This window comes from Streptomyces sp. APSN-46.1, from assembly GCF_022815725.1.
Lineage (GTDB): Bacteria > Actinomycetota > Actinomycetes > Streptomycetales > Streptomycetaceae > Streptomyces.
The window spans coordinates 1,334,333-1,360,247 of the sequence record NZ_JALGRF010000001.1 but is presented as its reverse complement, the minus strand read 5'-3'; the positions used below and the strand labels follow the sequence as shown (position 1 = coordinate 1,360,247).

The 25,915-nt window shown below is 67.8% G+C and carries 21 protein-coding genes and 4 pseudogenes; 12 read left to right on the top strand and 13 right to left on the bottom strand.

What is annotated here, in order from left to right; all coding sequences use genetic code 11:
• Positions 1 to 6: 6 nt before the first annotated feature.
• Positions 7 to 2,028, top strand: a complete 2,022-nt coding sequence (locus tag MTF65_RS06090) for an FAD-dependent oxidoreductase (protein ID WP_243627142.1) — start codon at positions 7 to 9, stop codon at positions 2,026 to 2,028.
• A 48-nt stretch (positions 2,029 to 2,076) separates the two neighbouring features.
• Positions 2,077 to 2,490 carry a PaaI family thioesterase gene (locus MTF65_RS06085; protein WP_243627141.1) on the top strand — a complete coding sequence of 138 codons (414 nt, stop codon included), beginning with the start codon at positions 2,077 to 2,079 and terminating at the stop codon, positions 2,488 to 2,490.
• Positions 2,491 to 2,706: 216 nt separating this feature from the next.
• Here MTF65_RS06085 and MTF65_RS06080 read toward each other — a convergent pair whose 3' ends face one another.
• The 3 genes and pseudogenes from MTF65_RS06080 to MTF65_RS06070 form a co-directional block, all read right to left on the bottom strand.
• Complete coding sequence (locus MTF65_RS06080; protein WP_243627140.1) at positions 2,707 to 3,216, bottom strand: hypothetical protein; 510 nt, start codon at positions 3,214 to 3,216, stop codon at positions 2,707 to 2,709.
• 469 nt (positions 3,217 to 3,685) lie between these two features.
• Positions 3,686 to 4,708: a hypothetical protein gene (locus MTF65_RS06075; protein ID WP_243627139.1), complete on the bottom strand. Its 1,023-nt coding sequence runs from the start codon at positions 4,706 to 4,708 to the stop codon at positions 3,686 to 3,688.
• Positions 4,709 to 4,892: 184 nt separating this feature from the next.
• Positions 4,893 to 5,221 (bottom strand): annotated as a pseudogene (locus MTF65_RS06070) (DUF5958 family protein).
• 425 nt (positions 5,222 to 5,646) lie between these two features.
• Here MTF65_RS06070 and MTF65_RS06065 point away from each other — a divergent pair.
• Entirely contained in the window at positions 5,647 to 6,033 is a 387-nt protein-coding gene (locus tag MTF65_RS06065; protein ID WP_243627138.1) for an SH3 domain-containing protein, read from the top strand.
• 127 nt (positions 6,034 to 6,160) lie between these two features.
• Here the strand turns inward: MTF65_RS06065 and MTF65_RS06060 are convergent, their stop codons facing one another.
• The 3 genes from MTF65_RS06060 to MTF65_RS30675 form a co-directional block, all read right to left on the bottom strand.
• Entirely contained in the window at positions 6,161 to 6,910 is a 750-nt protein-coding gene (locus tag MTF65_RS06060) for a transposase (protein ID WP_243627137.1), read from the bottom strand.
• A 200-nt stretch (positions 6,911 to 7,110) separates the two neighbouring features.
• Positions 7,111 to 7,821, bottom strand: a complete 711-nt coding sequence (locus tag MTF65_RS06055) for a hypothetical protein (protein ID WP_243627136.1) — start codon at positions 7,819 to 7,821, stop codon at positions 7,111 to 7,113.
• Positions 7,745 to 8,344: an AAA family ATPase gene (locus MTF65_RS30675; protein WP_374207164.1), complete on the bottom strand. Its 600-nt coding sequence runs from the start codon at positions 8,342 to 8,344 to the stop codon at positions 7,745 to 7,747. The genes MTF65_RS06055 and MTF65_RS30675 overlap by 77 nt, the downstream gene beginning before the upstream one ends.
• Before the next feature lie 295 nt (positions 8,345 to 8,639).
• Between MTF65_RS30675 and MTF65_RS06050 the strand changes: the two genes are divergently transcribed.
• A complete protein-coding gene (locus MTF65_RS06050) occupies positions 8,640 to 9,494 on the top strand; it encodes an IS5 family transposase (protein WP_243627135.1) in 855 nt (284 codons plus the stop codon).
• A gap of 152 nt (positions 9,495 to 9,646) precedes the next feature.
• On the opposite strand, the gene MTF65_RS06045 is transcribed toward MTF65_RS06050, so the two are convergent.
• The 5 genes and pseudogenes from MTF65_RS06045 to MTF65_RS06025 form a co-directional block, all read right to left on the bottom strand.
• The gene (locus MTF65_RS06045; protein WP_308407119.1) at positions 9,647 to 10,096 is read right to left on the bottom strand and encodes an RICIN domain-containing protein; all 450 of its coding nucleotides are present in this window, start codon (positions 10,094 to 10,096) and stop codon (positions 9,647 to 9,649) included.
• Positions 10,097 to 10,120: 24 nt separating this feature from the next.
• Positions 10,121 to 11,749: pseudogene (locus tag MTF65_RS06040) on the bottom strand (glycoside hydrolase 43 family protein); the annotation flags it as partial.
• 295 nt (positions 11,750 to 12,044) lie between these two features.
• Positions 12,045 to 13,895: a family 43 glycosylhydrolase gene (locus MTF65_RS06035; protein WP_243627134.1), complete on the bottom strand. Its 1,851-nt coding sequence runs from the start codon at positions 13,893 to 13,895 to the stop codon at positions 12,045 to 12,047.
• Positions 13,896 to 14,464: 569 nt separating this feature from the next.
• Positions 14,465 to 14,767, bottom strand: a complete 303-nt coding sequence (locus MTF65_RS06030; protein ID WP_243627133.1) for a transposase — start codon at positions 14,765 to 14,767, stop codon at positions 14,465 to 14,467.
• A 204-nt stretch (positions 14,768 to 14,971) separates the two neighbouring features.
• A complete protein-coding gene (locus MTF65_RS06025; RefSeq protein ID WP_243627132.1) occupies positions 14,972 to 15,121 on the bottom strand; it encodes a hypothetical protein in 150 nt (49 codons plus the stop codon).
• Between the two features lie 9 nt (positions 15,122 to 15,130).
• Here MTF65_RS06025 and MTF65_RS30670 point away from each other — a divergent pair.
• The 4 genes and pseudogenes from MTF65_RS30670 to MTF65_RS06005 all read left to right on the top strand — a co-directional run.
• A pseudogene (locus MTF65_RS30670) lies at positions 15,131 to 15,830 on the top strand (sugar ABC transporter ATP-binding protein); the annotation flags it as partial.
• A gap of 681 nt (positions 15,831 to 16,511) precedes the next feature.
• Entirely contained in the window at positions 16,512 to 17,954 is a 1,443-nt protein-coding gene (locus MTF65_RS06015; RefSeq protein WP_374207163.1) for a non-reducing end alpha-L-arabinofuranosidase family hydrolase, read from the top strand.
• A 91-nt stretch (positions 17,955 to 18,045) separates the two neighbouring features.
• A pseudogene (locus tag MTF65_RS06010) lies at positions 18,046 to 18,335 on the top strand (family 43 glycosylhydrolase); the annotation flags it as partial.
• A gap of 17 nt (positions 18,336 to 18,352) precedes the next feature.
• Positions 18,353 to 19,804, top strand: a complete 1,452-nt coding sequence (locus MTF65_RS06005; RefSeq protein ID WP_243627130.1) for a glycoside hydrolase family 43 protein — start codon at positions 18,353 to 18,355, stop codon at positions 19,802 to 19,804.
• A gap of 212 nt (positions 19,805 to 20,016) precedes the next feature.
• Here the strand turns inward: MTF65_RS06005 and MTF65_RS30450 are convergent, their stop codons facing one another.
• The gene (locus tag MTF65_RS30450) at positions 20,017 to 20,430 is read right to left on the bottom strand and encodes a transposase (RefSeq protein ID WP_243627129.1); all 414 of its coding nucleotides are present in this window, start codon (positions 20,428 to 20,430) and stop codon (positions 20,017 to 20,019) included.
• Between the two features lie 21 nt (positions 20,431 to 20,451).
• Between MTF65_RS30450 and MTF65_RS05995 the strand changes: the two genes are divergently transcribed.
• Together MTF65_RS05995 and MTF65_RS05990 are read left to right on the top strand one after the other, a co-directional pair.
• On the top strand, positions 20,452 to 21,729 hold the full coding sequence (locus MTF65_RS05995; protein WP_243627128.1) for an MFS transporter: 1,278 nt from the start codon (positions 20,452 to 20,454) through the stop codon (positions 21,727 to 21,729).
• Positions 21,729 to 22,175: an SRPBCC family protein gene (locus MTF65_RS05990; protein ID WP_243627127.1), complete on the top strand. Its 447-nt coding sequence runs from the start codon at positions 21,729 to 21,731 to the stop codon at positions 22,173 to 22,175. The genes MTF65_RS05995 and MTF65_RS05990 overlap by 1 nt, the downstream gene beginning before the upstream one ends.
• An 80-nt stretch (positions 22,176 to 22,255) precedes the next feature.
• Here the strand turns inward: MTF65_RS05990 and MTF65_RS05985 are convergent, their stop codons facing one another.
• Complete coding sequence (locus MTF65_RS05985) at positions 22,256 to 23,818, bottom strand: alpha/beta hydrolase (RefSeq protein WP_243627126.1); 1,563 nt, start codon at positions 23,816 to 23,818, stop codon at positions 22,256 to 22,258.
• 232 nt (positions 23,819 to 24,050) lie between these two features.
• On the opposite strand from MTF65_RS05985, the gene MTF65_RS05980 reads away from it, so the two are divergent.
• Both MTF65_RS05980 and MTF65_RS05975 read left to right on the top strand, forming a co-directional pair.
• Positions 24,051 to 24,956 carry a pirin family protein gene (locus MTF65_RS05980; protein WP_243627125.1) on the top strand — a complete coding sequence of 302 codons (906 nt, stop codon included), beginning with the start codon at positions 24,051 to 24,053 and terminating at the stop codon, positions 24,954 to 24,956.
• A 90-nt stretch (positions 24,957 to 25,046) separates the two neighbouring features.
• Entirely contained in the window at positions 25,047 to 25,727 is a 681-nt protein-coding gene (locus MTF65_RS05975; RefSeq protein ID WP_243627124.1) for a TetR/AcrR family transcriptional regulator, read from the top strand.
• The last annotated feature ends 188 nt before the right edge of the window (positions 25,728 to 25,915 follow it).

The following is a 25,915-nucleotide window of genomic DNA, read 5'->3' as shown; positions in this document are numbered from 1 at the left end:
CCCCCCATGTCCCAGAGCCGGTACCCGCACCTGCTGAGCCCCCTGGACCTCGGCTTCACGACCCTGCCGAACCGCGTGATCATGGGCTCGATGCACACCGGCCTGGAAGAGCACGAGGGCGGCTTCGAGCGCCTCGCCGCCTTCTACGCCGAGCGCGCCCGCGGCGGCGCCGGCCTGATCGTCACCGGCGGCATCGCCCCCAACGACGCCGGCCGCCCCTTCGAGGGAGGCTCCCGCCTCACCACCGAGGACGAGGCCGCCGAGCACCGGGTGATCACCGAGGCCGTGCACGCCGAGGGCGGGAGGATCGCGATGCAGATCCTCCACTTCGGCCGCTACGCCTACCACAAGGACCTGGTCGCCCCCAGCGCCCTCCAGGCCCCCATCAGCCCCTTCGTCCCCAACGAGCTCACCGACATCGAGGTCGAGCGCACCGTCGAGGACTTCGTCCGCGCCGCCCGCCTCGCCAAGCTCGCGGGCTACGACGGCGTCGAGATCATGGGCTCCGAGGGCTACCTGATCAACGAGTTCATCGCCGCCGCCACCAACCGGCGCACCGACCGCTGGGGCGGCGCGTACGAGAACCGCGTGCGCTTCCCGCTGGAGATCGTCCGCCGGACCCGCGCGGCCGTCGGCGAGGACTTCATCCTCATCTACCGCCTCTCGATGCTCGACCTGATCCCCGGCGGCTCCACCCTCGACGAGGTCGTCCACCTCGCCAAGGAGATCGAGGCCGCCGGCGCCACCATCATCAACACCGGCATCGGCTGGCACGAGGCCCGCATCCCCACCATCGCCACCTCGGTCCCGCGCGGCGCCTACACCTGGGTCACCAAGCGGCTGATGGGCGCGGTCTCCGTCCCCCTCGTCACCAGCAACCGCATCAACACCCCCGAGATCGCCGAGGAGCTGCTCGCCGACGGCCGCGCCGACCTGGTCTCGCTCGCCCGGCCCTTCCTCGCCGACGCCGACTTCGTCGCCAAGGCCGCCGCCGGCCGCTCCGAGACCATCAACACCTGCATCGGCTGCAACCAGGCCTGCCTCGATCACACCTTCAGCGGCAAGATCACCAGCTGCCTGGTCAACCCGCGCGCCTGCCACGAGACCGAACTCGTGCTCTCGCCCACGCAGTTGAAGAAGCGCGTCGCCGTCGTCGGCGCCGGCCCGGCTGGACTCGCCTGCGCCGTCTCCGCCGCCGAACGCGGCCACGCCGTCACCCTCTTCGAGGCCTCCGGGCACATCGGCGGCCAGCTCGACATCGCCCGCCGCATCCCGGGCAAGGAGGAGTTCGAGGAGACCATCCGCTACTTCGGCACCCAGCTCGCCGCCCACGCCATCGACGTCCGGCTGAACACCCGCGCCGACGTGGAGACCCTCCAGGGCTACGACGAGGTGGTCGTCGCCACCGGCGTCACCCCCCGCACCCCCGACATCGAGGGCGTGGACCACGCCAACGTGGTCACCTACCTCGACGTACTGCGCGACGGCGCCCCCGTCGGCGAGCGCGTGGCCGTCCTCGGCGCCGGCGGCATCGGCTTCGACGTCGCCGAGTTCCTCACCGACAGCGGCGAAGGCGCCTCCCAGGACCCCGAGGTCTACTTCCGCCACTGGGGCGTCGACACCTCGTACACCGGCCCCGGCGGGCTCGCCGCCCCCGAGCGCCCCGTGCCGCCGCGCCAGGTCCACCTGCTCCAGCGCAAGGCCACCAAGGTCGGCGCCGGCCTCGGCACCACCACCGGCTGGATCCACCGCGCGGAGCTCAAGCACCGCGGGGTCGTCTCCGTCGCGGGCGCGGCATACGACCGCATCGACGACGAGGGCCTGTACATCACCGTCGGCGGCGAGCAGCGGCTCGTCCCCGCCGACACCGTCGTCCTCTGCACCGGGCAGGAGCCGCGCCGCGACCTGTACGAGGCACTGCGCGCGGCCGGCGTGGACGCCCACCTGATCGGCGGCGCGGACGTCGCCGCGGAGCTGGATGCCAAGCGCGCCATCCGCCAGGGCACGGAACTGGCCGCAACCCTCTGACCGGTCCGGGGAGTTGTGGCGGCCGGGGCGGGCCGCCACACTTTCCGGGTGACCCTGACACCGGTAGACGCGGACAAGATCCTCAGCGACAACTTCGCCCCTTGGGTACTCGCCCTCGGCCTCACCGTCCAGGAGACGGGCGAGCGGCACGCCGTACTGCGGCTGCCCTGGTCCGACGCGCTGGCCCGGGACGGCGGCGGCCTGTCCGGACAGGCCCTGATGGCCGCCGCGGACACCGCGACCGTCATCGCGATCTCCGCCGCGCGCGGCGCGTACGGCCCGATGACCACCGTTCAGCAGTCCACCAGCTTCCAGCGGCCGGTGATCGCCGCCGACGTGCTGATCGACGTACGGATCACCAAGCTCGGCAAGCGGATGGCCTTCGCCGACATCACGATGACCCCCGACGGCGCGGGGGAGCCGGCGGCCAAGGCCTCCACGGTCTACGCCCTGCTCGGCTGAACGTGACGTCGGCGCACCACATGTAGGGTCCAGAATCCTCTGACCAATGCCGCAGCTGTGACCTCGGATTCTGCGGCGTGTCCATCGTGATTCCTCATTTTGGTGTCCAGGTCGGCTGACCAATCCGGACGGGAAACAGATCCGGAGTGACCTACGCCAGTACTGCGGTCACTGTCATCGAACTTGCATGCCTGCGCGCTATGGCTGGAACTTTCGTCAGAGGTGTCGGCGCATCGCCTGGATACAGGCAGCTCGGGCCGCAATCGAGCGGTCGCGAGGGTAGGCGCTGCCGAGGTTCATGCCGCTGTCTGTGTCGATCGGTGGCTGTTGCCATGCCTCGCTCATGTGAACGCCAGCCTCGGAGCGCGCGGCGGCGACGAGGGCGGCGTACGGTTCGGCGACCGCCGAGGCTTCGATCTGGAGCCAGGCGTGGTGGAAAGCCATGCGGGCGAGAAGGGAGCTGGCATCGTCGGTCAGCTCCCGTCGGGCGTCTGGTGAGGCCGGCCGGCGACGGATGCGGTACGGCATCTCCAGATATTCCTCGACCGCCGTCAGCGCTTCTGCGAACGTCTTGGAGCGGCGTTCACGCCGTGCTGCACGCTGGTTGAGGGCGAAGGTGATGTAGACGCCGACCAGTGCGATGGCGGGGACGATCAGAGCGGTGGTCTGGGCCCACGTCCAGCTGCCCGCCTGCGGCGCGGCCGAGATGATGACGACGGTGCCCACGTGTTACTCCCCGGCAGGCCGTGTGGTGCGTCCTCGATGAGCCATTCGCCCCCGTCGTCTCCGCCGGTGAGGCGCCACCAGTGCTCCATGAACAAGTGGGTCCGGACGATCTCGAACAGGTCGAGGAGGCCCTTCGAGCTGGTCCACCGCCGTTCCTCAGGATCGTACGGCTGCCAGAGGCACAGAGCGTCGTCGGTGTCGTGTCGGTGCTTTGATGCAGCGCCGGGCTTCGCGTAGACCCGCGGGAAGTCCTGAGGGCGCTGCCCGAACGTGGGGTAGCACGGCTCGTCGAAGAAGCGGACGGTCACTGACACAGGAGTCGGTTCGCCGATCACGTCGAGTCCGCTCAACCGATAGGTGAGCCGACCGCTGCCGTACGCATGCCGGAGGACGTCGCCGAAACGATGCCGAGCGTCCCGTTCCAGTGGGGCCCACCAGGCAGGCTGAACCCCGTACCAGATCCCCATCTCTACGGCGCCCAGGCCCGGGTGGGGGTGACTCGCGGGACCACCAGCCCGAGTCCGGATGCTGCACTCCCGGTGAGGATCACGTCCCGACGGAGCCGGGTGGCCTCCTCCTGAGTGGGGTCCGCATCCGGGACGATCTCGGGGAAGACCCGGCTCAGGACGTGCTGGGCGCTCAGCGGTCGGTTCTCGGCCTCGTGCTCTATGGCGAGGTCGACGTATTCCCGGGCTGTGTCGAGTCGTTTGCGGACTTCGCCGATCGGCAGGTTGAGCGGGATGAGGCCGGCGACACCGGCCGGGTCGTCAGTCGGCCCGGATTTGAGCTCTTGGGTCGCGTGGGCGAAGAAGGCTTGGAGTGCCTCGGCCAGCGGCATCGGCGTCGTGATGCACTCCAGCGCGAGCGCTTTGATGTTCCAGGAGCAGAGCGGCTTGCTGTGGGTGCAGTTCCAGTGCTTCAGCAGTCGCACCGTCCGGGCGAACGTGTTCTCTGTTCTGTCGATGGCTTCCAGTACCATCCCGGTATGCGTGATCGGGTCGGCCCGGTCCCACCTGTCGGCGATCTCCATGTTGGGGATGAAGAGGCCCTTGCCGGAAGGGTGCGGGATCGCGGTCATCACGTCGGCTGTGAAGTCCGGTTGGCTGGCGCTCACCGGGTCGCCGAAGCGTACGAGCACGGCTCGTCGTCGACCCGCGACTTCTACGGTGAGCTTGGGGAATTCGTCGGCCAGATCCTCCCGTACCGCGTCCCGCGCGCGCTCCATCAGGGGGAGCGCATCGTCGCCATCGGGTCCGAATCCCTGCGCGTCTTCCGGGCTCAGCTTGGCGCCGAGGTCGACATCGGTCAGGGGGGTGTTGGCGTCCCCGTGGGCGACGCTGCCGTTGAAGTAGATGGTTGATCCGGGGAAGGCGCGTCCAAGTGCGCTGGCGAGAAGCTGTCTTCGGCGTTTTGCCTCGGCGAGCTCGTCGTCGGTGACCTCGATCTGGTGGCGGGCCTCTTCGAGGAGTTGTTTCAGGGACTTCTCTTTCATCAGTACTCCCTTCGTCTCGCCCTGGTTATCCCCAGTTACGCGCTGTCTGCACCTTCATCGGGCATATGACCGTAAGAATCGTCGAGATGATCTGTGACGGATCGCCGTAGGCGGCCCGTACGGCCATCTATGGCGATCACAGGAGTGCCTCTGTTTCAGATGGGTGCGGATGGTTCGCACGCAATCAGTCAGCGACGGTCAGCCTGTGCCACCAGTGACCGCATCCGCCGGAGTGGAAGCGCTCGCTGCGCCGTTCGTCTGCGATCGCGAGTACCGCGATGACCAGACGGAACGCCTTGCGGTGTTCTCCGAGCGGCGTGAGCGAGGATGTCTTCCCCAGTTGCTGGCCGATCCGGCTGCGCGTGATTAGTACTGCGGGTGTATGCGTCGGGCGCAGCCAGGAGCGGCGGATACTCTCCGATCCATCTTCGGCGACGGCGCACGCAGAAACAGCAGAGTCTCGGACTGTTCCTCGGGACCCAGTGTGTCGAACCATTCGATGCCCTGTGCCATCGGGCGCAGCCCTTGGACAACTTCGTTGAGTATGACGTCGCGTTCGGTCATGACTGCCTCCCGTTGCACAGGCGGCGCTCCGCCGTGGTGAGCAGGATTCCGAGCAGTGAGCTTCTTCGATGTGGCCACCGATCGGGTGACGGTCCGTGAAGCGAAACGAGCGAGGCCCCCGGGCTGTTGATCGAGATGTCTGACGTCTCAATTACGTTGATTCAGCGTCTTACGGACTCCCCAACCGGAACGGGCCACTTCCCCCGTTCCGGTTGGGGAGTTCTCGTGTATCAGGCGGCTGATTTCGCCCCGATGGCGCTAACGTCGTGCGCGGCTCCGGTGTCTTTGAGCGGTGACACCGCTCGGCCGGCCCGGGCCTGCTCCTACGTACGTGTTCCGCACCCAGAACCGACGACGCAAGGGGAATCGATTCCATGAGGGTCACAGCAGCACGCCGCACCATGTCACCGCGTCGCTCCGCCGCCCGCACGGCGGCCGTGGCGGCCCTGTCCGCCGCCGCGCTCCTCGGCGGCGGTCTCACGGCCCAGGCCGCCGCACCCGCCCGGACGACGGGCGCGGCCGTGGAGCTCGCGCCGGCCGGTGCGCTCGCCACCCAGTGCTACTACAAGGTCAACGCCAGCGGCGGTCTGCTGATCCGCAGCGGTCCCGGCACCGGCTACTCGGTCGTCGGGTCCTACGCCAACGGCTCCACGATCCTCGCATCGGCGTCCACCACCAACGGTTTCCGCAAGGTGGGCACCAACCGCTGGGTCTCCTCGGCGTACACCGTCCGCATCGTCAACCTTCCCTGCGAGTCCTGACAGGGACCCGCGCCGAGGACACCGTTCCCCAGCCCTTCAACGGGCCGCCGGCCGCCGGAAATCCCTCCGGCGGCCGGCGGCCTGTCCGCTGCTTCCGACCGGCCTCCGAATTCATCACTGAGCTTCTTCAGCGTTGCAGCTCCAGTGTGAGGACGGCCTTGGCGATTGACGTCATGCGGTTGGGACTGCATCGGGACCTGCGGAAGATCCGCCAGGACTTCAGGCGGGCGACGCCGCGTTCGACGGGTGCCCGTGTGGCGGCCAGGGCACGGTTGCGGGTCTTCTCAGTGGGGGTCAGTTCCTGCAGGGGCCTGCGTTTGATGCCCGTGGTCAGCCACGGACCGGCGCCCTGGTAGGCGAGATCGGCCAGGATGGGAACGCCCTGGCGCTCGCAGATGCGGATGATCCGGTGGGTGCGGGCGGCGGTCAGGTCGTGAGTGCGGCCCGGCAGGGCGGGCGAGAGCCACAGCAGCCGGCCGCCGGGATCGGTGACGACCTGCACGTTCACGCCGTGGCGCCGGTGCTTGTGGGAGTAGTCGGCCCGGCCGTCGCCGACCCGGTCGCACTCGGCGAGGGTTCCGTCGAGCAGGACGAAGTCGGGATCATGCTCGCGCAGCGTCCTCAGCAGACCCGGCGCACGCGCGGCGAGCAGGTCGACGACCGCGCTGATGTAGGCATGGGCGGTGGACTCGCTGATCCCGAACCCGGCGGCGATCTTCGCCAAAGTGGTGTGCTCGCGCAGGTACACCAGTGCCACCATCGCGCGCTGGGACGGACGGAGCTTGCAGCGCCGGTCGCCCTCACGGGTGACGATCAGCATGGTGACCCACTCCACGAGTGCGTGCGGCAGGTCGATTGCGGCAGGATGGACGACCAACGAGTCCCCCGAGCAACGTAATTGAGACATCAGACATCTCGATCAACAGCCCGGGGGCCTCGCTCGTTTCGCTTCACGGACCGTCACCCGATCGGTGGCCACATCGAAGAAGCTCAGTGTTGCCATGTAGGCCGGCAAGATGACGAGCCGACGCCTTGGCTGGCGCGCCCGAACGCGATCACGCTTAGGCGCGCACCCGGTCACTTGATCAGATTCTGGAAGATCGCCTCGACGAACGCTGATCGCTCGACTGGATCGACTACTTCCTTGGACCACACCGAGGCGATGTCTTCCCAAACCCGTCCAATGCGAACTCGCGGGCCAAGTCGTTCTGCTACCTTGCGAGCCCACGCATGGTGGTTGACGATCTGGCGTGCGTCGTCGACGGCTTCTAGTAGATCAGCAAATCTGACATCGAGGCGATTGGCAACCTTCTCCCACGCCGGTTCATCAAGGGCGCTGAAGACCTCTTTCTCGGGCGCCTGGGTGCCTGGGAGTAGAATGCAGCCTGCGCTCTTCTCCTGATCTCCATCGAGAATTCCGAGCGACCGATTGGGGAGCTTATCTTTCGATGCCAGCTCCCCGAGTGTTTTCACTGTGGAAGCAGCACCCACCGGTATCACTGCCACTCGGTTCCTGATTTCAGGCATCTCCTGGGAGATCAATGCGTCAGTGAGAGTCTGTGCCTGCTCGTCCTCGCAATATAGCGTGAGCTCTGGATGGTCAACATCATCCATGAGTGACATAGCGAACTCTGGAGTCACTCCATAGATGATGTTTCGCGGCCCCTTGCGCTGAGCCTGAATGTAGACGCGAGCCTCAGTCGGCAGTTGTTCAAGAATGGTGGCCGAGTGGGTGGACAGAATGAATTGAATCTTCCTCTCTTTCGAGATGGCGAACAGTTCTGCCATCAGGCGACGCTGAGCCCTTGACTCCGACCTGCTTGTTTTCGTACTTCGCCATACCGCTCGCAGTGTACGACTTGTTCATGATCCGAGATAGCAGCGCCCGGTCAGACTCGCTAAATGGAGTGATATCCCCAGGGAAATTCAGCTCCTTAGCGATCTTTCCATAGCCGACTAGAGTGTTGATGGGTTGTGTGCGGCTGATGTCGAGAAAGAATACGGGGCGCCGAAATCTGTCAGGCATTCCACGCCATCGCTTGGTGGGCTTCCTCAAGGCTAGGTTGGTGACGGAATTTCCGCGCCTGATCTGGTAGCCCAAGGCAACGCCTTCGACGCTTTCCCATGGCGTATTAGGAAAGAAGTCGTCCGGGTAGAAAGTCAATCCGTCCTCTTGGTTTGCCACATAAGCGGCAGCTGCAACTTTGAGGACAGTGCTCTTTCCAGCCCCGTTTTCGCCAGCAACTGCAACGACTGGGAATCTGAATTCTACGGTCTCACCGTTCCATCCCCGCAGTCCGTCAACATGCACGGCTTCCAGGAATTGCGGCCACCCCTTTGCCGTGTTCCGTGCCGTGTTCCACTCGTGTGTAAGTGGCGAAAGTGTGGGGGTGTTTTGCGTGGAGTGCTCACTCGGTATTCTCCCTCTGCTTCGACTCGCGCAGCGGCCGGAAAGTGCGATGGTTCCCTTGTTCCAGACATCATCTTGCCTGCCGTGGTTCTCGGCGCGGATGATTTTCCGCAGACTGCCGTGGGCCGCGGCGAGGTCGTCAGACCGCGTTTGAGATCTGCGGTGTCCCTTGGCTGGTGGGGTCGCTGGGGCTTGTGTGAGTGGTTCTGGGGGCGGGTATCCGTCGGACTTGACGGATGGTCAGTGGGTGCTGGTGGAGCCGTTGCTACCGCCGGCGCGGGTGGGTCCGAAGGGTGGGCGGCGGGAGAAGCACCCACGTCGGAGGGTCGTGGACGCGATCTTCTACGTGGTGCGGACCGGCTGTGCCTGGCGGCAGTTGCCGAAGGACTTCCCGCCGTGGCCGACGGTGTACTGGTACTTCACGTGGTGGCACGACGACGGCACTGTCGAGCGGATCCACGACGCCCTGCGCGGCCTGGTCCGCGAGGCCGACGGCAGGAATGCCGAGCCGAGCGCCGGGCTGATCGACTCGCAGTCCGTGCGTACGGCCGACACCGTCCCGGTCACTACCAGAGGCTTCGACGCGGGAAAGAAGGTCAAGGGCCGTAAGCGGTTCATCGTCACCGACACCCTCGGTCTGCTCCTGGCCGTGCACGTGGTCGCCGCGAACATCCAGGACCGCGACGGCGCCAAGCACCCGCTGCTGTGGACTCGCCTCGACCATCCGGGAGTTCAGAAGATCTGGGCGGATCAGGGCTTCGCCGGCCGCCTGGTGGAGTGGACCCGCACGATCCTCGGCCGTGAGCTGGAGATCGTGCGCAAGGCCCCGGACCAGCGCGGGTTCCAGGTCCAGCCCAAGCGGTGGGCAGTCGAGCGCGCCTTCTCGTGGATCACCGCCCACCGCCGCCTCGCCCGCGACTACGAGCAGCAGCCCGCCCGCTCCGAGACCATGATCCGCTGGGCAATGATCGGCATCATGGTCCGCCGACTCACCCGAGGCAAACCAGCCAGGCGACCAGGCCCACTACCCCTCTCACGCACCAACCCGTGAGATCTCAGACGCGGTCTCAGAAAAGGTTGCCGTCCGGTCCAAGATTTTTCGGACCTCGCTGTCGGCCGTGCGACCTAGGGGGCGCGCAGACCGAAACTCCCCTTGCCCAGCGGGCAGGGGGAGTTTCGGTGGGCTTGAACCGGATACTGGTGTCAGCAGGAGCCCGTGAAGCCGACGCGGACGAGCTTCCACTGCTGGTTCACGCCGCCCCAGTCCGAGTACTGGACGATGCCGGTCCCGTCGGCGGAGGAGAAGCCCGGTACCTCGACGGCCTTCCCGCTGTTGCGGTTGATCAACCGGACGTATCCGTCCGGTGAGTCCGCCAACCGGAACTGCTGGTTCACGCCACCGTGGTCGCTCCACTGGTTGATGGCGGCGTTGTCGGCCGTCGACCAGCCGGAGACGTCCAGCAGCTTGCCGGAGTGCCTCGCCTTCAACCGGTAGTAGCCGCCTCCGGAGTCCACGAACTGGAACTGCTGGTTGGTCCCGTCGTACCGGGCCCACTGCGTGAGCGCGGCGCCGTCCGCGGAGCTCGCGCCCGCCACGTCCAGTGCCTTGCCGCTGTTGCGGTTGACCATGACGTACCAGGCGTTCGTGTCCACAGGGCCCGGTTGCGCCGCCGGCGCGCACGCGCTCAACTCGAAGCGTTCCACCCGCACTTTGCCGCCGAGGGCCTTGGTGGCGTGGTTGAAGACGGCGAAGCGGTAGCCCATGAAGAACTCCCACGCGCGGCTCATGGTGAAGGCCGGGCCGAGCGGGGTGAAGGTGGTGCCGTCGGTGCTGTAGGAGAACGTCGCCTGGCGGCCCGGCCCCGGGCTGATGTCGGCGGTGGCGCGCAGCCAGACGCGGCTGCCGGAGGCGGGGAGGTCGGCGCGGGCCTGCTCGGTGCCGGTGCTGCTGGTGTTCCAGCTGGCGTCCATGGTCAGGCCGTCGAACATCACCAGCCTGCTGACGCCGTTCTGCCGCGTGACGCCGATCCAGGCGGAGGAGTCGCGCAGCATCGCCAGCCCGGCCCGGTCGCCGTCCGCCATCCCGGAGCAGTCGAGCACGACGGTCGCGGTGGAGGCGGGGCCCTGGATACGGCGGGTGAGGGTGTTACGGGCGTTGTAGAGGTCGTTGGTGACGGTGGCGGTCCTGAGGGTGAGCCCGTTGTCGACGGTGAACGCGGCGGTGTCGGGGTTGTGGTTCCACTCCCAGTACGGCGCCAGCGCCGTCCCCTCGAAGGTGTCGGCGCCGGTCATCGGCGGGAGCGGGTGCGGGGTGACCGGGTAGGGGTATGTCTTGCCCCACGCGCCGTCGACGGTCTGGAGCTCGGGCCAGCCCTCGGCGTTCCAGGTGACCGGGGCCAGGGCGGGGACGCGGCCGCCGGGATAGGCGTCGATGAAGCCCATGTAGTACCAGTCGCCGTTCGGGGTGTCGACCAGCGCACCCTGGTGCGGCACGCCGCCGCCGGGGATCGGGCGGGACAGGTCCCACAGCACCTCCCGCATCTCGTACGGGCCGAAGGGGCCTGAGGTGGACTTCCAGATGTACTGCCCGGCGGTGCCGTCGGCCGGGCGGGTGACGAAGATGTAGTAGTTCCCGTTGATCTTGTAGAAGCGGGAGCCCTCCATCAGGCCGAACTCGGCGGGCTTGGTGAGCACGTGCTCGGACCTGACCTCGGTGCGCATGTCCGGGGAGAGCTGCGCGACGCGGATCTCGTTGGCGCCGTACGCCACGTACGGGGTGCCGTCGTCGTCGAAGAGCAGCCCCGCGTCGTAGTAGATGCTGCCGATCTCGGCGTGCCGGGTCCAGGGGCCCGCCGCATCGGTGGCGCTGTATACGTACGACCGCTGCCAGCCGATCTGGCCCAGCCAGTAGAAGGTCTTGTCGCTGGGGCGGTAGCGCATCGAGGACGCCCAGATGCCCCCGACGTACGCCCGTCCGCCGTTGAGGTCGTACGCGTCGCCGAAGTCGAGGACCGGCACCGAGTGGCCGATGAACTCCCAGTTGACCAGGTCGTAGGAGCGCAGGACGGGCGCGCCCGGCGAGTAGTGCATGGTCGAGCCGGTGTAGTAGTACGCGTCGCCGACGCGGATGACCTCGAGGTCGGCGAAGTCCTGCCAGATCACCGGGTTGGTGAACTGCTCCTGCTGGGCCGTCGTGGCCGCCGCCGCGCGCATCGCGCCTATCGCCGGCAACGTGGCGCCCGCGACCAGGCCGACGGTGGCCGCCATGACCTTCCGGCGGCTGTGGGGGTGTTGGAGCCAGGACATGCGAGATCAGCTTCCTCACGCGTGGGGGACAGAGAGCCGAAGTGTTAGCGTTAACATTTCCGAGGACAGCCGTGCAGGGGGTGATCTGAGTGCCCCTCAGCATGTGCAGGAGCAGCCAGAGTGTTTGTCATTTCTGTCTGCAAGAGGCCACCAAGGGGAAGCGAATGCTCCGCATCGGAACGAGCAAGGGGACCGAGGGCTGACCCAGGCCGGGCGGCGAGATGAAGCCGTCGCGCAAAGGCCCTGGACAGGGTCGGGCACCGGGTTGCCGGCCCGGGCCCGACCCTGTGTTGGTTCAGCTCTTGCCGGTCAGGCGCCAGACCTGGTTCTTCTTGGTGGCCAGGGCACTGGCGGAGTCACAGGTCCACTGGTGGACCAATGCTCCGACGGCGGTGGAGATCCCGCTGACGTCCACGCACTTGCCGCTGTGCACCGCGACGAGCTGGTAGTCGTTGGTGGCGACATGCCGCAGCGTGAACTGCTGGTTCGTGCCGCCGTGGCAGGTCCACTGGTGGACCGCCTCACCGTCGGCGGTGGAGACACCGCGGATGTCGAGGCACTTGCCGCTGTGGCGGTTCACCAGGGAGTAGGTGTCCGCCACCCCTTGCACCGGACGGAAGTCGAACCGCTGTTCCTCACCGGCGCCGCAGGTGTACTGCCGGTACTGAGTGCTGTCGGTTGTGCTCTGGTTGGGGTCGTCCAGGCAGTGCCCGCTGTGCTGGGCGACGGCGGTTGACGAGAAGGTGGACTGGCCGGTGGTGAACTGCCACCAGCTCATATTGAACAGGTACCCGCTGCCACCGGCGAAGCGCAGGTACAGATCGTGGGTCCCGGTCGCACCGGTAACAGGGCACGAGACCGTGCTCCAGGTCTGCCAGCCTCCGGTGCCCGACACCGTGCATGTCCCGACCGTCGGCCCAGTAGCACTGTCCAGGTGCAGCTCAACTCGGCCGCCGCTGGTGTTTGAGGCCACCCTGGCGGTGAACGAGCTGGCACCGGTGCCGAATGCTACGCCCTTGACCTTGATGTAATCGCCGTTTTCGATCCAGCTGGTGTTCATCCCGCCCTCGCTGGAGGGTTCGGTTTCGATGCCGCTGCCCCACGCGATGGTCTCGGCTTCCTGGCGGACATAAGGATCGAGCGTGCCGGCCTGTGGCGCCCCGGCCGTCGTCATATTGATCGTTGGAATGGTGCCGTCGGCGTTGTAGCTGAATTTCTCCACCGCGACCGAGCGGGTGAAGCCGCCGCCGCCCGGGAGGGCGCCGTTGTGATAGAAGAAATACGAGTTGCCCTGAAAGTCCACGATGCCCGCGTGGTTGGTGAAGCTGTTGCCCTGGGCGGGCATGACTGTTCCGCGGTAGGTCCACGGTCCGGTCGGGCTGGGTGCCGTGGAGTAGGCGATGAACTCCGCGCAGCACTTGGCCGCATACACCATGTAGTACAGGCCGTTCCGCTTGTAGACCCATGGTGCTTCTTCGTACAGCGTGGGACGGTCGGGGTTGTCGGTGCGGGACCCGAAGCCCTCGGTGGTGAGCGGAATTCTGACGGGGCTGCCTGCGTAGGACGTCATGTCCGCGTTCAGCTTGACGTACCAAAGGTTCGGGTTGCCCCAGTACAGGTAGGCCTGGCCGTCGTCGTCGATGAAGACGGTCGGGTCGATCTCACTGTTCTCCACCAGCGGGTGGCCGAGGGCGTCCCGGAACGGGCCGGTGGGGCTGTCCGACACCGCCACGCCGATGGCGAATTGGCCGGTCGCCCGGACCGACACCGGCACGTACCAGTAGAACTTGCCGTCCCGTTCGACGGCCTGGCCCGCCCACGCGTTGGCGGCCGCCCAGCTGAAGGTGTTCAGGCTGAGCGGTGAGCCGTGGTCGGTCCAGTTGACCATGTCGGCGGAGGACCACACCCGCCAGTCCTTCATCACGAAGGAGGAGGTGGAGCCGTCCTCGTCGTGCCCGGTGTAGAGGTAGACCCGCCCGTTGTGGACCAGTGGGGCAGGGTCGGCGGTGTAGACGTGCTGCACGATCGGGTTGTCGGCCCTGGCCGCTGTGGGATGCACCGCGGTGGGAAGGACGGCGAACGCCAATGTGAGGATCAGCACCCAGGTTGCCCGGGCGAGGCTCGTACCGGTGGCGGGTGATCTCACTGCGGTCGGGTGAGCCGTTGGCCTGTGGACGGCGGTACTGGCCATGGTGCGGTCCTTCCTGGTGTTGCGGGTCGGGGACTGAGCAGCTGGTCAGATGCGGGGGAGGGACGTTGCTGTGCTCGGGGTGTGGTCAGTGCGAACCGTGCGATGCGGACGGAGCCGCCGAGCGCTGGCGCTCCGTCAGACCGTCTTCGCCTACTCGGATGCCGGGCGGGCGGCCGCCGCCTGCACGGGAGTTGGTGGTGTCGGCCATTGTGCTGCCTTTCGGTCGTCCGGGCCGGTGACCGTGTCCCGCATCGGGGCGGTTGGTCATCTGGATTGGTGCGCTGACCTGCGCGAACGGACTGTTTGTCCGGGGCGGCGGCAAGACGTGACCCCTGCGGGGTGGGGATGCCGGGTCTCCGGCGGGTTGTTAGCGCTAACAACATGAAGTCGAACATCCGGCGTGTTGCAGGAGAAGACCACGGCACATGAGAGGTCGTCAAGTACCGTGCCGCAACCTGCCCGTTACTGAGGCGTCATCAAAATCTCGCCCTGTCAGAGTCGTTGACGGGAACTGACGTGAGCGCTCACACTCCTCGGCGCGGGCCGACAGTTGGCTTGACTCTGTCGGTGATCTTGATAGTCGCAGTCGGGTTGCCGAGGGTTCGCCAGGACCGCGACCGGGGGATCGCCTGCTGGTCCAGGAAGGTCTGGAAGGCGGTCGGTTGTCTCGATGTGGAGGTTTCCTCGGCCACTGTTCGACAGCTGAGTCGTTCGATGTTGACGGCGATAGCCGTGAGTACGTGTTGCAGGTGGGCTTTGGGCTGTCCTCGGTAGCGGGAGCGACGCATGCCGTGTCCGTGAGCGAACTCATTGATGGCGCCCTCCACTCCGGAGCGGATCGCGTAGCGGGCCTTCCCGCGAGCGCGGCGGGTACTCGTCCGGTGCGCACCGGGCGGCCCGAGACGGTGATGGTCCCCGGCCTGCGGGCGGTGCAGGCCGGCGAGTGTCTCGCCGAGCTGGACGTTGCCGCTGACGGCCGCTATGGGGCTAGGCGGGGGCGAGGGGCGTCGGTCGGTATGCCATGCCGTTCGTCAGATGGCTCTGATGGAACGTCGGATCAGGGCGACGGCCTGCTGCGGGGTGAGCCTGGCGTCATGGTGTCCGATGACCAGGGAGTAGGAGATGAGCCGGCGCATGATGGCCGTGCGGCGCAGTTCGGGACTCGGGACGTTAGACGACAAGGTAAGAACCTGTTCCTGAACCGGCAGAGCGACGCCACGCTGCGCCCGATCAGCTGGAAGCAGCTGCGCCACCGCGCGGCCGGGCTGCTCCGGAGTACGGCGTGGATGTCGCCCCGATCGCATGCGCCGGTGAACCGAGCGTCGAACAGCGCCAGTTCGTCGAGATCGCCCGGGCGCTGTCCTCGGCGCCCGGTTCATCATCCTCGACGAGCCGACCGCCAAGCTCGACGCGCGGGGCATCGAGCGGCTCTTCGACAAGCTGCGCGCACTCCAGCGCCAGGGCGTCGCATTCCTGTTCATCTCGCACCACCTGCAGGAGGTATACGACCTCTGCACCACCGTCATCGTCTACCGGGACGCCCGGCACATCGTCACCGCCCCGGTCGCCGAACTCGACCAGCAGGCCCTGGTGGAGGCGATGACCGGCAAGAGCGCCCGGGGTTCCGAACCCGGCCCCTGTGATTGACAGGTCGTCAGAATGCGGACAGAGCCGCCCTGTTGGAGGTCTCCGGGCTCAGCCTGGCTGGTGCCTGTCTGGACTTCGCACTGACCGCCCGGCCCGGCGAGGTCGTCGGCCTGGCGGGAGCGGCCGTCAGCGGCAACGTCCAGCTCGGCGAGACACTCGCCGGCCTGCACCGCCCGCAGGCCGGGGACCATCACCGTCTCGGGCCGCCCGGTGCGCACCGGACGAGTACCCGCCGCGCTCGCGGGAAGGCCCGCTACGCGATCCGCTCCAGAGTGGAGGGCGCCATCAATGAGTTCGCTCACGGACACGGCATGCGTCGCTCCCGCTACCGAGGACAGCCCAAAAGCCCACCTGCAACACGTACTCACGGCTATCGCCGTCAACATCGAACGACTCAGCTGTCGAACAGTGGCCGAGGAAACCTCCACATCGAGACAACCGACCGCCTTCCAGACCTTCCTGGACCAGCAGGCGATCCCCCGGTCGCGGTCCTGGCGAACCCTCGGCAACCCGACTGCGACTATCAAGATCACCGACAGAGTCAAGCCAACTGTCGGCCCGCGCCGAGGAGTGTGAGCGCTCACGTCAGTTCCCGTCAACGACTCTGACAGGGCGAGATTTTGATGACGCCTCAGTAACGGGCAGGTTGCGACGCGGGTACTTGACGGCCTCTCATGTCCCATGGTCTTCTCCTGCAACACGCCGGATGTTCGACTTTCAAGTTGTTAGCGCTAACAACACGCCGGAGACCCGGTGCTCCCCATCCCGCAGGGGTCACGTCTTGCCGCCGCCTCGGACGTGCCGTGCCCGGTCCGCACGCACCGAGAAGGACCGACCCCTGCTCAAGTCGCCCCCAGGAGGGTGCAGATGAATGCTCTCGGTACAGCTCCACGAACCTCGACACGGCGAGGATGGCGGTCACGGATGGCCGCCCTACTCTCGATGGTCTTCGTGGCCGGCTTCCTCGCCATGGTGAACCCGTCGTCGGCCTCGGCGGCTTCGGTCGACACCGGCAAGTGGTACGTCCTGGTCAACCGCAACAGCGGCAAGGTGCTGGACGACTACAACTTCGCCACCGCCAACGGTTCGCCCGTCGTCCAGTGGACCCGGACCGGCAACGAAGCCCAGCAGTGGCGCTTCCTGGACTCCGGCAGCGGCTACTACCGCCTGCAGAACCGTAACTCCGGCAAGGTCCTGGACAACTACAACTGGTCCTCGGCCGACGGCACCGACGTCCTCCAGTGGAGCGACCTCAACGCGACCAACCAGCAGTTCCGCCTCGCGGACTCCGCCGACGGCTACGTCCGCCTCCTGAACCGCCACAGCAACAAGGCCCTCGAGGTCCAGAGCGCCTCCACCGCCGACGGCGGCAAGATCGTCCAGTACGCCGACTGGGGCGGCGCCAACCAGCAGTGGCAGCTCGTCCCCGTCGCCGACACGGGCGCGGGCACCGGCACGTGCGCTCTTCCGTCGACCTACCGGTGGACCTCGTCGGCTCCGCTGGCGCAGCCGGCGAACGGGCAGGTCGCGCTGAAGGACTTCACCACCGTGAAGTACAACGGCAAGCACCTGGTCTACGGGACCACCTCCAACGGAACGTCGTGGGGCTCGACGGGGTTCAGTCCCTTCACGAACTGGTCGGACATGGCGACGGCCACCCAGACCCAGATGAACGACACCGCGGTGGCGCCCGAACTGTTCTACTTCGCGCCCAAGAACATCTGGGTGATGGTGGACCAGTGGGGTCAGTGGCCGTTCTACTACCGCACGTCCAGCGACCCCACCAACCCCAACGGCTGGTCCGCCCGGCAGCCGCTGTTCACCGGCAGCCTCCCCGCCAGCGAAGAAGGCGGCCCGATCGACCCGACCATGATCGCCGACGACCAGAACATGTACCTGTTCTTCGCCGGTGACAACGGCAAGATCTACCGGGCGAGCATGCCGATCGGGAACTTCCCCAGCAGCTTCGGCTCGTCGTACACGACGGTCATGAGCGACACAACGAACCTTCTGTTCGAGGCGCCGGAGGTCTACAAGGTCAAGGGCCAGAACCAGTACCTCATGATCGTTGAGGCGCAGGGTTCGAACCGCTACTTCCGCTCGTTCACCGCCTCCAGCCTGAACGGTCCGTGGACCGTCCAGGCCGGCAGCGAGAGCAGCCCCTTCGCGGGCCAGGCCAACAGTGGTTCCGACTGGGCCCAGGGCGTCAGCCACGGTGATCTGGTCCGCGACAACCCCGACCAGACCATGACCATCGATCCCTGCAACCTGCAGTTCCTCTACCAGGGCCTCCTCAAAGACATACCGCCGAACACCTCGTACGCGAACCTGCCGTACCGGCCGGGCCTGCTCACTCTGCAGCGCTGACCCGCCTGATCCACGGTGATCGCGATGTGGTGCGGTCCGCCGACGCGTAGACGAGCGGTTCACGGCGTGGGCGACTCCACCTGCTGACCGATGGTCCGAGAACGACACCCGTGACGAGAACTACCAGGTCGCCTACGCGACCGGCACGTCGCCGCTCGGACCGTGGACCAAACGCGGTGTCGTGCTCCAGAAGCAACTGGAGCTCGGCATCAAGGGCCCCGGTCACCACTCGGTGGTGCGGGCGCCGGCACCGACACCTGGTACATCGCCTACCACCGGTTCGCCGTGCCAGGTGGCAACGGCACCAACCGTGAGGTCACCGTCGACCGCATGACGTTCAACGTCGACGGCACCATCACCCCGATCGTCCCCACCCTCTGATTCGAGGAGAAGAACCCGTGAAACGAACACTGTCGCGGATCGGCGCGATGCTGGGTGCGATGGTCCTGGTGATCAGCGCCCAGGTCCTGTTCGCCGTGGACCGCGCGTCCGCAGCGGACCCGTTCACCGGCTACCTGATGGTGCACTTCACCGGTGAGAGCACGACCGGTGAGCAGATCTACCTCGCCCACAGCCGCGACGGCCTGCACTGGAACGACCTGAACAACGACGCTCCGGTCCTGCTATCCACCGTGGGCACCGGCGGGGTGCGCGACCCGGCGATCGTCCGCTCGCCCAACAGCGACAAGTTCTGGATCATCGCCACCGACCTGCGCATGGCGAGCGGCACGTCGTGGAGCGACGCGGCCAACCGGGGCAGCACCCAGCTCGTCGTCTGGGAGTCCACGGACCTGGTGAACTGGTCGGCGCCGCGCCTGCTCGACGTGGCCGGCGCGATCTCCGGCGCGGGTGACGCGTGGGCACCGGAGGCGATCTTCGACCCGGCGACCGGTGACTACGTCATCTACTGGGCGACGAACGCTACCCTCGACGGCGTCAAGAAGCACCGCATCTACTACACCCGGACCACCGACTTCCGGACGGTCACCGCGCCGACGCTCTACATCGACCGGGGCGCGGGCCAGGGCATCATCGACACCCAGATCGTGGAGTCGCCCACCAGCGTCGGCGGCTTCCGCTACTACCGCGCCTCCGCCGACGGGCAGATCACCATCGAGGGCAGCAATTCGATCCTCGGCTCGTGGACGCGGATCGGCGACCTGTCCCACATGGGCATCTCCAACGATTGGGCGGACGACGGCAACGTGGTCGAGGGCCCGATGTGGATGCCTATCAACGGCCGCAACGAATGGGGCCTGTGGCTGGACCAGTTCAAAACCGGCCGCGGCTACATGCCGCTGACGTCGACCAACCTCGGCAGCACGAACAACTTCCGCACGGTGTCGGACTACGCGCTGGGCAGCACCCTCAAGCGCCACGGCGGCATCATGAGCCTGACCGCCGCCGAGGAGAGCCGCGTGCTGGCCAAGTGGGGCGTGAGGCCGGTCAACCGCCTGCAGTCGTTCAACTTCCAGGACCGCTACGTGCGCCACGCCAACTTCGACGTGGGCATCGACCCGAACGTCAGCCCGCTGCAGGACTCCCAGTTCCGGATCATGCCCGGCCTGGCCGACTCCTCGGCGGTGTCGTTCGAGTCGGTCAACTACCCCGGCTACTACCTGCGGCACGTCAACTACGACTTCGTGCTCGCCTCCTACGACGGCACCACGCAGTTCCAGGCCGACGCCACGTTCCGCCAAGTCGCCGGGTTGGCGTCCTCGACGTGGAGCTCCTTCCAGTCCTACAACTACCCCGACCGCTACATCCGCCACAACGACTACCAGCTCAAGCTCGACCCGATCACCACCGCGATCGCGCGCAACGACGCCACGTTCCGCCTGACCAGCTGACCAAGCCGAACAGCATTAAAGGGGTGGACGCACAAGCGTCCACCCCTTTAATGCCGTGCAGAGTTCTGGTACCCCACAAGGTCGACAGTGTCGGATTTCCCATTGCGCGGACGGTCCTACCCGTGATGAACGGCGGGGAACTAGCATCCGCGCGTGAACATCTCTTTCTCTGTCGCGTACAACGAGCGGCGTCTGAGACCGAGTCTGAGATCTCACGGGTTGGTGCGTGAGAGGGGTAGTGGGCCTGGTCGCCTGGCTGGTTTGCCTCGGGTGAGTCGGCGGACCATGATGCCGATCATTGCCCAGCGGATCATGGTCTCGGAGCGGGCGGGCTGCTGCTCGTAGTCGCGGGCGAGGCGGCGGTGGGCGGTGATCCACGAGAAGGTGCGCTCGACTGCCCACCGCTTGGGCTGGACCTGGAACCCGCGCTGGTCCGGGGCCTTGCGCACGATCTCCAGCTCACGGCCGAGGATCGTGCGGGTCCACTCCACCAGGCGGCCGGCGAAGCCCTGATCCGCCCAGATCTTCTGAACTCCCGGATGGTCGAGGCGAGTCCACAGCAGCGGGTGCTTGGCGCCGTCGCGGTCCTGGATGTTCGGCTCGCGCTGCCGCTGCTGGTCCTCCACACCACCGGATCCATCGTCCAGATGGGTGTCGTCACGGTGATCTCGGGAGTCACCGCCATCGGCACCGGGCTGTTCGCCGGATACGTGGTGGACCGCGCCGACCGCCGCCGGCTCATGGTCGGGTGCGATCTGGTGCGCGGGGTGCTGCTGGTCGCGGTGCCGTTCGTGTGGCAGGCCGGGCCGCGGATGTGGCTGTTGTACGTACTGACCGCGCTGGTCACCGCTCTCAAGACGGTGTTCGACGTGGCGTACGTGAGCGCGGTGCCGCAGCTGGTCCGCTCCGAGGACCTCACCGCCGCCAACGGGCGGCTGATGAGCACGTTCGCCTTCGGCACCCTGCTGGGGCCGGTGGCGGCCGGGTTCCTCACCACCGGGGTGGGAGCGGACTGGGCGCTGGCCGTGGACGGGGCGACCTTCCTGGTGTCGGCGGCCAGCCTGCGGTGGGTGGACTTCACCCGGCACGCCGCCGAGCGGGTGAAGCCGGCCCCCGGGACGCCGGCGGAAGCGGCCCCGGCCGGGGCCGCCCGGCGTCCGGCCGTGGCCGGAAGGCTGCGGGAGATGTTCGTCGTGGGCTTCCGGTTCCTGTGGTCCCACCCCGTGCTGCGGCCCCTGACCGTGCTGCTCACGCTGCTGACCTTCGTCACCATGGGCGCCACCGACCTGCTGATCTTCCGCGTCCAGAACGACCTGGACCGGGACGCCGCCACCCTCGGCTACGTGATCGCCGTGAGCGGGCTCGGCGCCGTCGTGGCGGCCTTCGCCGCCGGGCCGCTGCGCCGGACCTTCGGCTTCGGGGCGTGCTGGCTGGGCTCGGTCGCGATGATCGGGGTGGCGGTGGCGGGGACCGGCGTCAGCCGCAGCGTGCCGGTGATCGCCGTGCTGGCCGCCGTGTTCATGTTCGGGATGACCCTGGGCGGCGTGTGCTCCATGACCCTGCGCCAGGAGGTGACCCCGGAACCTCTGCTCGGGCGGGTCACCTCCGCCTTCTGGACCGTGCACAACGCCTCGGGGCCGGCGGGCGCGGCCGTCCTCACGGTGCTCGCCGCCCGGTACGGGGTCCCCGCGGCCAGCCTCGCGGGCGGGGCGCTGTGCCTGCTGATCGCGATCGCCGGGCTGCTGACCCCACTTCGCCGGGCCGGTGCCGGGGCCGGGGGTGGCGCCGGGCCGGTACGGGAGACCGTCGCCGGATCCCCGGTCAGCGGCCCGCGGCGACGACTGCGGCCGGGCGGCCGCCGGCGCGCGGGGAGTGAGCCGGTCTGCGATCGTGGGGCCGTGGGGGAGTACACCGAGGAGCCGTGATGTCCGGAGGGTTCGAGGCGGTCGTCGAGATCGACCGCCCCGTCGAGCAGGTCTTCGCGTACCTCGCCGACGGGCGCAACGACCCCGAGTTCAGCCCCCGTGTCCAGGAGATCCGCAAGACCCCGGACGGCCCGACGGCGATCGGCACCGTCTTCCGCAGCACCGTCAAGGACGCCGGGATGAAGACCGGCCGGGAGTTCCGCATCGTCGGATTCGATCCGCCCCACCTGATCCGCTGGACCGAGCAGAGCAAGAACCTCGTCACCGCCGAGGGCGGCTACGATCTCGCCGCCCTGCCGGGGGGCCGCACCCGCGTCCGTCTCTTCAACACCCTCCAAGGGCACGGCCTCGGCAAACTCCTGGTCGGGCTGGCGCTGTCCGCCGCCCGCAAGGACGCCCCCGACTTCGGCCGCCGGATCAAGGCGGCGGTGGAGGCGTCCAGCTGATCAGGCCGTCAGCTGATCAGGCGGGCAGGCGCGGTCAGGCGGTCAGACGGTCAGACGGCGGTCAGATTGCGGGCAGACGCTCAGAACCGTCCGGGAACGGTCGGGAGCGGCAGCGGCTTCGGAGAGGTCGCCGACTCGCGCCGCTCGGCGCCACCCGGCCGCGTCCGGCAGGTCACGTCCTCGGCCGGCAGCTTGCCCGTGGTCAGGTACGCGTTGACCGGGGCGTTCGCGCAGGAGGTGGGGTCGGCGAGGTACACGCCGTGGCCCTCACCGCCCGCCGCCAGCACCATCCGCGAGCCCTTGAGCGCGCGGTGCAGGCCCTGGCCGCTGATCAGCGGGGTCTGCGAGTCCCACTCGTTCTGCACGGTCAGTACGTTCGCCCGCGTCTTCATCGGTGTGGCCGCCTCGACCGGCCGCTGCCAGAAGGCGCACGGCTTGATGTTCGAGGCGAAGTCCCCGTACAGCGGGTACGCGGCCCTGTCCTTGACCGCGTCGCGCCGGTACTGCTCCGGATCGCGCGGCCACGCGCCCGTGTCCCCGCACACCACGCTCCAGAAGACGGCGGTGCCGTTGTCCGAAGCCGGCTCGGAGGACTGGGAGTTGCGCTTCAGAGCCGACGCGGCGGACGGTAAGTCCCCGACGGGCTTGCCGTCGGCGGCGTCCTTGAGCGCCTTGACGACGGGGGCGGCCTGCGCGGGGTAGAAGAACAGCCCCCGCGCGGTCCGGATGTCGTCACCCGTGATCTTCTGTCCGTCGAAGTCGATCGGATCCTTGTCGGCGCGCGCCACCAGCTCCCAGAACGTCTCGGACACCGCCTTCGGGGTGTCGCCGAGCTGGAACTCGCCCGAGCGCTCGGCGGTCCACTCGGTCCACCGCTTGAACGCCGGCTCGGCCTCGGTCGCCCACACCTGGATCATTCCGCGCCAGATCCGCTGCGGATCGACCCCGCTGTCCAGCACGAAGCGGTCGGTCCTGTTCGGGAACATCTGCGTGTACACCGCGCCGAGGTAGGTCCCGTACGAGTAGCCCAGGTACGAGATCTTCCGCTCGCCCAGCGCGCCGCGGATCGCGTCCATGTCGCGCGCCGTGTTGCGGGTGGTGATGTGCGCCAGCACGTCGCCGGCCTTCTCGCGGCACTTGTCCGCGACGGTGCGCGCCCACGCCACGTCCGAGGAGAACGTGGCCTCCTTGTAGGGCCGGTCCATGTTCTGCTCGGCGTCGGTCAGCCCACAGCTGACGGGGCTGCTGGCCCCGACGCCGCGCGGGTCGAAGCCGATGAGGTCGTACTGGTCCCGTACCTCCTTGGGCATCGCCTCGGCCGCCATCAGCGGCAGATCGAGCCCGGACCCGCCGGGGCCGCCCGGGTTGAGCAGCATGACACCGTGCCGCTTGGCCGGGTTCTCGCTCTTCACCCGGGATATCGCGAGGTCGATCGTGCGCCCGCGCGGGCGGCTGTAGTCGAGCGGGACCTCGATGGTCGCGCACTCGTACGAGGCCGGCTGGTCGGGACCGCAACGGTGCCAAGCGGGCTTCCGCGGGCCGTAGTCCGCCGCGGGCGCGGCGGAGGCCTGGGTGGCTGACAGCAAGGGGACGGTGGTGGCGACGAGTCCGGCGGCGGCGAGTAACGGTGCGAATCGCTTCATGCGCACGAAGACCGTTCCTTTCGGGTGAGGGATGGTCGCAGCCCACCCTGTTGCACGCGCCGCGCGTGCGAATCATCCCGAAGGTCTGCCCGCGGTCCTCCGCACGAATGAGCTGATATCCGGACAACTGGCCGACACGCCACCGAACTTGGCGGCTAAACCAAGTGGTCCATTTGCCTAACTGAACGGTTCAGTCTTGACAGTGAACTGATTGGTACAGTTCAGTCGTCGCATGGACATCACCACAGCGGGCGTCACCGCAGCCACCGCCCCGGCCGTCAGCACGCGTTCCACCGCCCGCGTCGTCAGCCCCTTCCACACCTTCGAAGGCGAGGGCTTCCCGGTCCGCCGCCCCTTCCCGCAGGCCGATCTCCCCTTCGTGGACCCCTTCCTGATGGTCGACCAGGTCGGCCCGCACGTGCTCGGCCCCGGCGAGGCCAAGGGCGCTCCGCCCCACCCGCACCGCGGATTCGAGACCATCCAGTACGTCATCGAAGGCGCCATGGAGGACATCGACTCCGAGGGCCACAAGCGCGTCATGAACCCCGGCGAGGTCCAGTGGCTCACCGCCGGCTCCGGTCTCGTCCACCTGGCCCGGCCCACCCCCGAGCTGCTCGCGGACGGCGGCCCTCAGCACCTGCTCCAGATCTGGGTGAACCTGCCGGCCCGCCTCAAGGGCACGCCGCCGCGGGTCCAGTACGGATCGCCCGACGACATCCCCACGGTGACCACCGGCGACGGCGCCGAGCTCACCGTGATCACCGGCTCCACCCACGGCGTGACGGGCCCCTTCGCGACCCACACCCCGGTCCTCGTGGTGCACGCCCGCCTCGCGGCCGGCGGCCGGGCCGAGTTCACCGTCCCGGCCGGGCACAACGCCATGCTGTACGTCCTGTCGGGTGCGGCGGCCACCCCCGACCGCGCGCTCCCGAACGGCCACCTCGCGATCCTGGGCCGGGACGGGGAGCGGTTCAGCGTGGCGGCCCCGGAGGAGGCGGCCGAGGTCCTGGTCCTGGCCGGCGAGCCGATCGGCGAGCCCGTCGCCCGCGGCGGCCCGTTCGTCATGAACACCACCGCCGAGCTCCACCAGGCGCAGCTCGACTACCAGCGGGGCCTGATGGGCCGCATCCAGGTGTGACCTCCCCGCGTTCGGCCGCGACGTACCGAACGGTTCAGTTCATATACTGAGAGACCCCCGTCAGCGCAGCAGATCCGAAGGACACCCCCCATGGACGCCGAGACGATGAACGCCACGGACGAGTACGGCATCCCGATCATTCCGGGGCCCTCCGACTCCGCCCAGCGCAAGCGGCAGGCGATCATCGACGCGGCCCTCGCGGAATTCCTCACCGAGGGCTACTCGGCGGCCTCGATGGACGCCATCACCAGCCGCTCCGGGGTTTCCAAGGCGACGATCTACAAGCACTTCGGCAACAAGGAGCGGCTCTTCCTGGCCGTCATCGGCGGGGTACTGCCCCAGACGTACGCCGGCCTCCAGTGCTGTAGCTCCACCATCGCCCAGGCCCCGGACCTGCGGACGGCGCTGATCAACTTCACCACCGACTGGACCAGGCTGGTGCTGCGCCCCGACATCATGTCGCTGCGCCGCCTGGTCATCGGCGAGATCGACCGCTTCCCGCAGCTCGGCCAGCTCTGGTACCGGGTCACGTACGACATGAACAACGGCCCGCTGACCGAGGCCTTCACCGAGCTCAACGAGCGCGGGACGCTGAACATCCCCGATCCCGCGCTCGCCGTGCAACAGCTCGTCGCGGCCACCCTCGGCGTACTCCAGCTGGTGCACACCTTCTCGACGGAGGCCGAGATCGACGAGGCCGAGCTCTCCCGGGTCGTCACCTCGGGCGTAGACCTCTTCCTCGCCCGGTACGCCGCCCCGCAGCCCTCGTAGCCCGGAGGCCATGGACACCCCTGGTACGCGCAGGGCGAGTCTCAGACGCCCTCGACCGGGAGCGGTTCCGGACCCGGCGCCCCTCCGCTTCACGCCCGCTCGCATCGCGTCCGCGCGGGCTCCTGACGGCATGTTGACGGCGATCGGCCGATTCCATACCCGTCGCTGACGCGCGACGTGCGGGAGTC

Coding starts and splice junctions, on each gene's coding strand:
- MTF65_RS05975 (WP_243627124.1), top strand. CDS start 25,047: ATGGACGCCGAGACGATGAACGCCACGGACGAGTACGGCATCCCGATC.
- MTF65_RS05995 (WP_243627128.1), top strand. CDS start 20,452: ATGGGTGTCGTCACGGTGATCTCGGGAGTCACCGCCATCGGCACCGGG.
- MTF65_RS05990 (WP_243627127.1), top strand. CDS start 21,729: ATGTCCGGAGGGTTCGAGGCGGTCGTCGAGATCGACCGCCCCGTCGAG.
- MTF65_RS06015 (WP_374207163.1), top strand. CDS start 16,512: ATGGCCGCCCTACTCTCGATGGTCTTCGTGGCCGGCTTCCTCGCCATG.
- MTF65_RS06055 (WP_243627136.1), bottom strand. CDS start 7,821: ATGGCAGAACTGTTCGCCATCTCGAAAGAGAGGAAGATTCAATTCATT.
- MTF65_RS05985 (WP_243627126.1), bottom strand. CDS start 23,818: ATGAAGCGATTCGCACCGTTACTCGCCGCCGCCGGACTCGTCGCCACC.
- MTF65_RS05980 (WP_243627125.1), top strand. CDS start 24,051: ATGGACATCACCACAGCGGGCGTCACCGCAGCCACCGCCCCGGCCGTC.
- MTF65_RS06075 (WP_243627139.1), bottom strand. CDS start 4,708: ATGAAAGAGAAGTCCCTGAAACAACTCCTCGAAGAGGCCCGCCACCAG.
- MTF65_RS06065 (WP_243627138.1), top strand. CDS start 5,647: ATGAGGGTCACAGCAGCACGCCGCACCATGTCACCGCGTCGCTCCGCC.
- MTF65_RS06090 (WP_243627142.1), top strand. CDS start 7: ATGTCCCAGAGCCGGTACCCGCACCTGCTGAGCCCCCTGGACCTCGGC.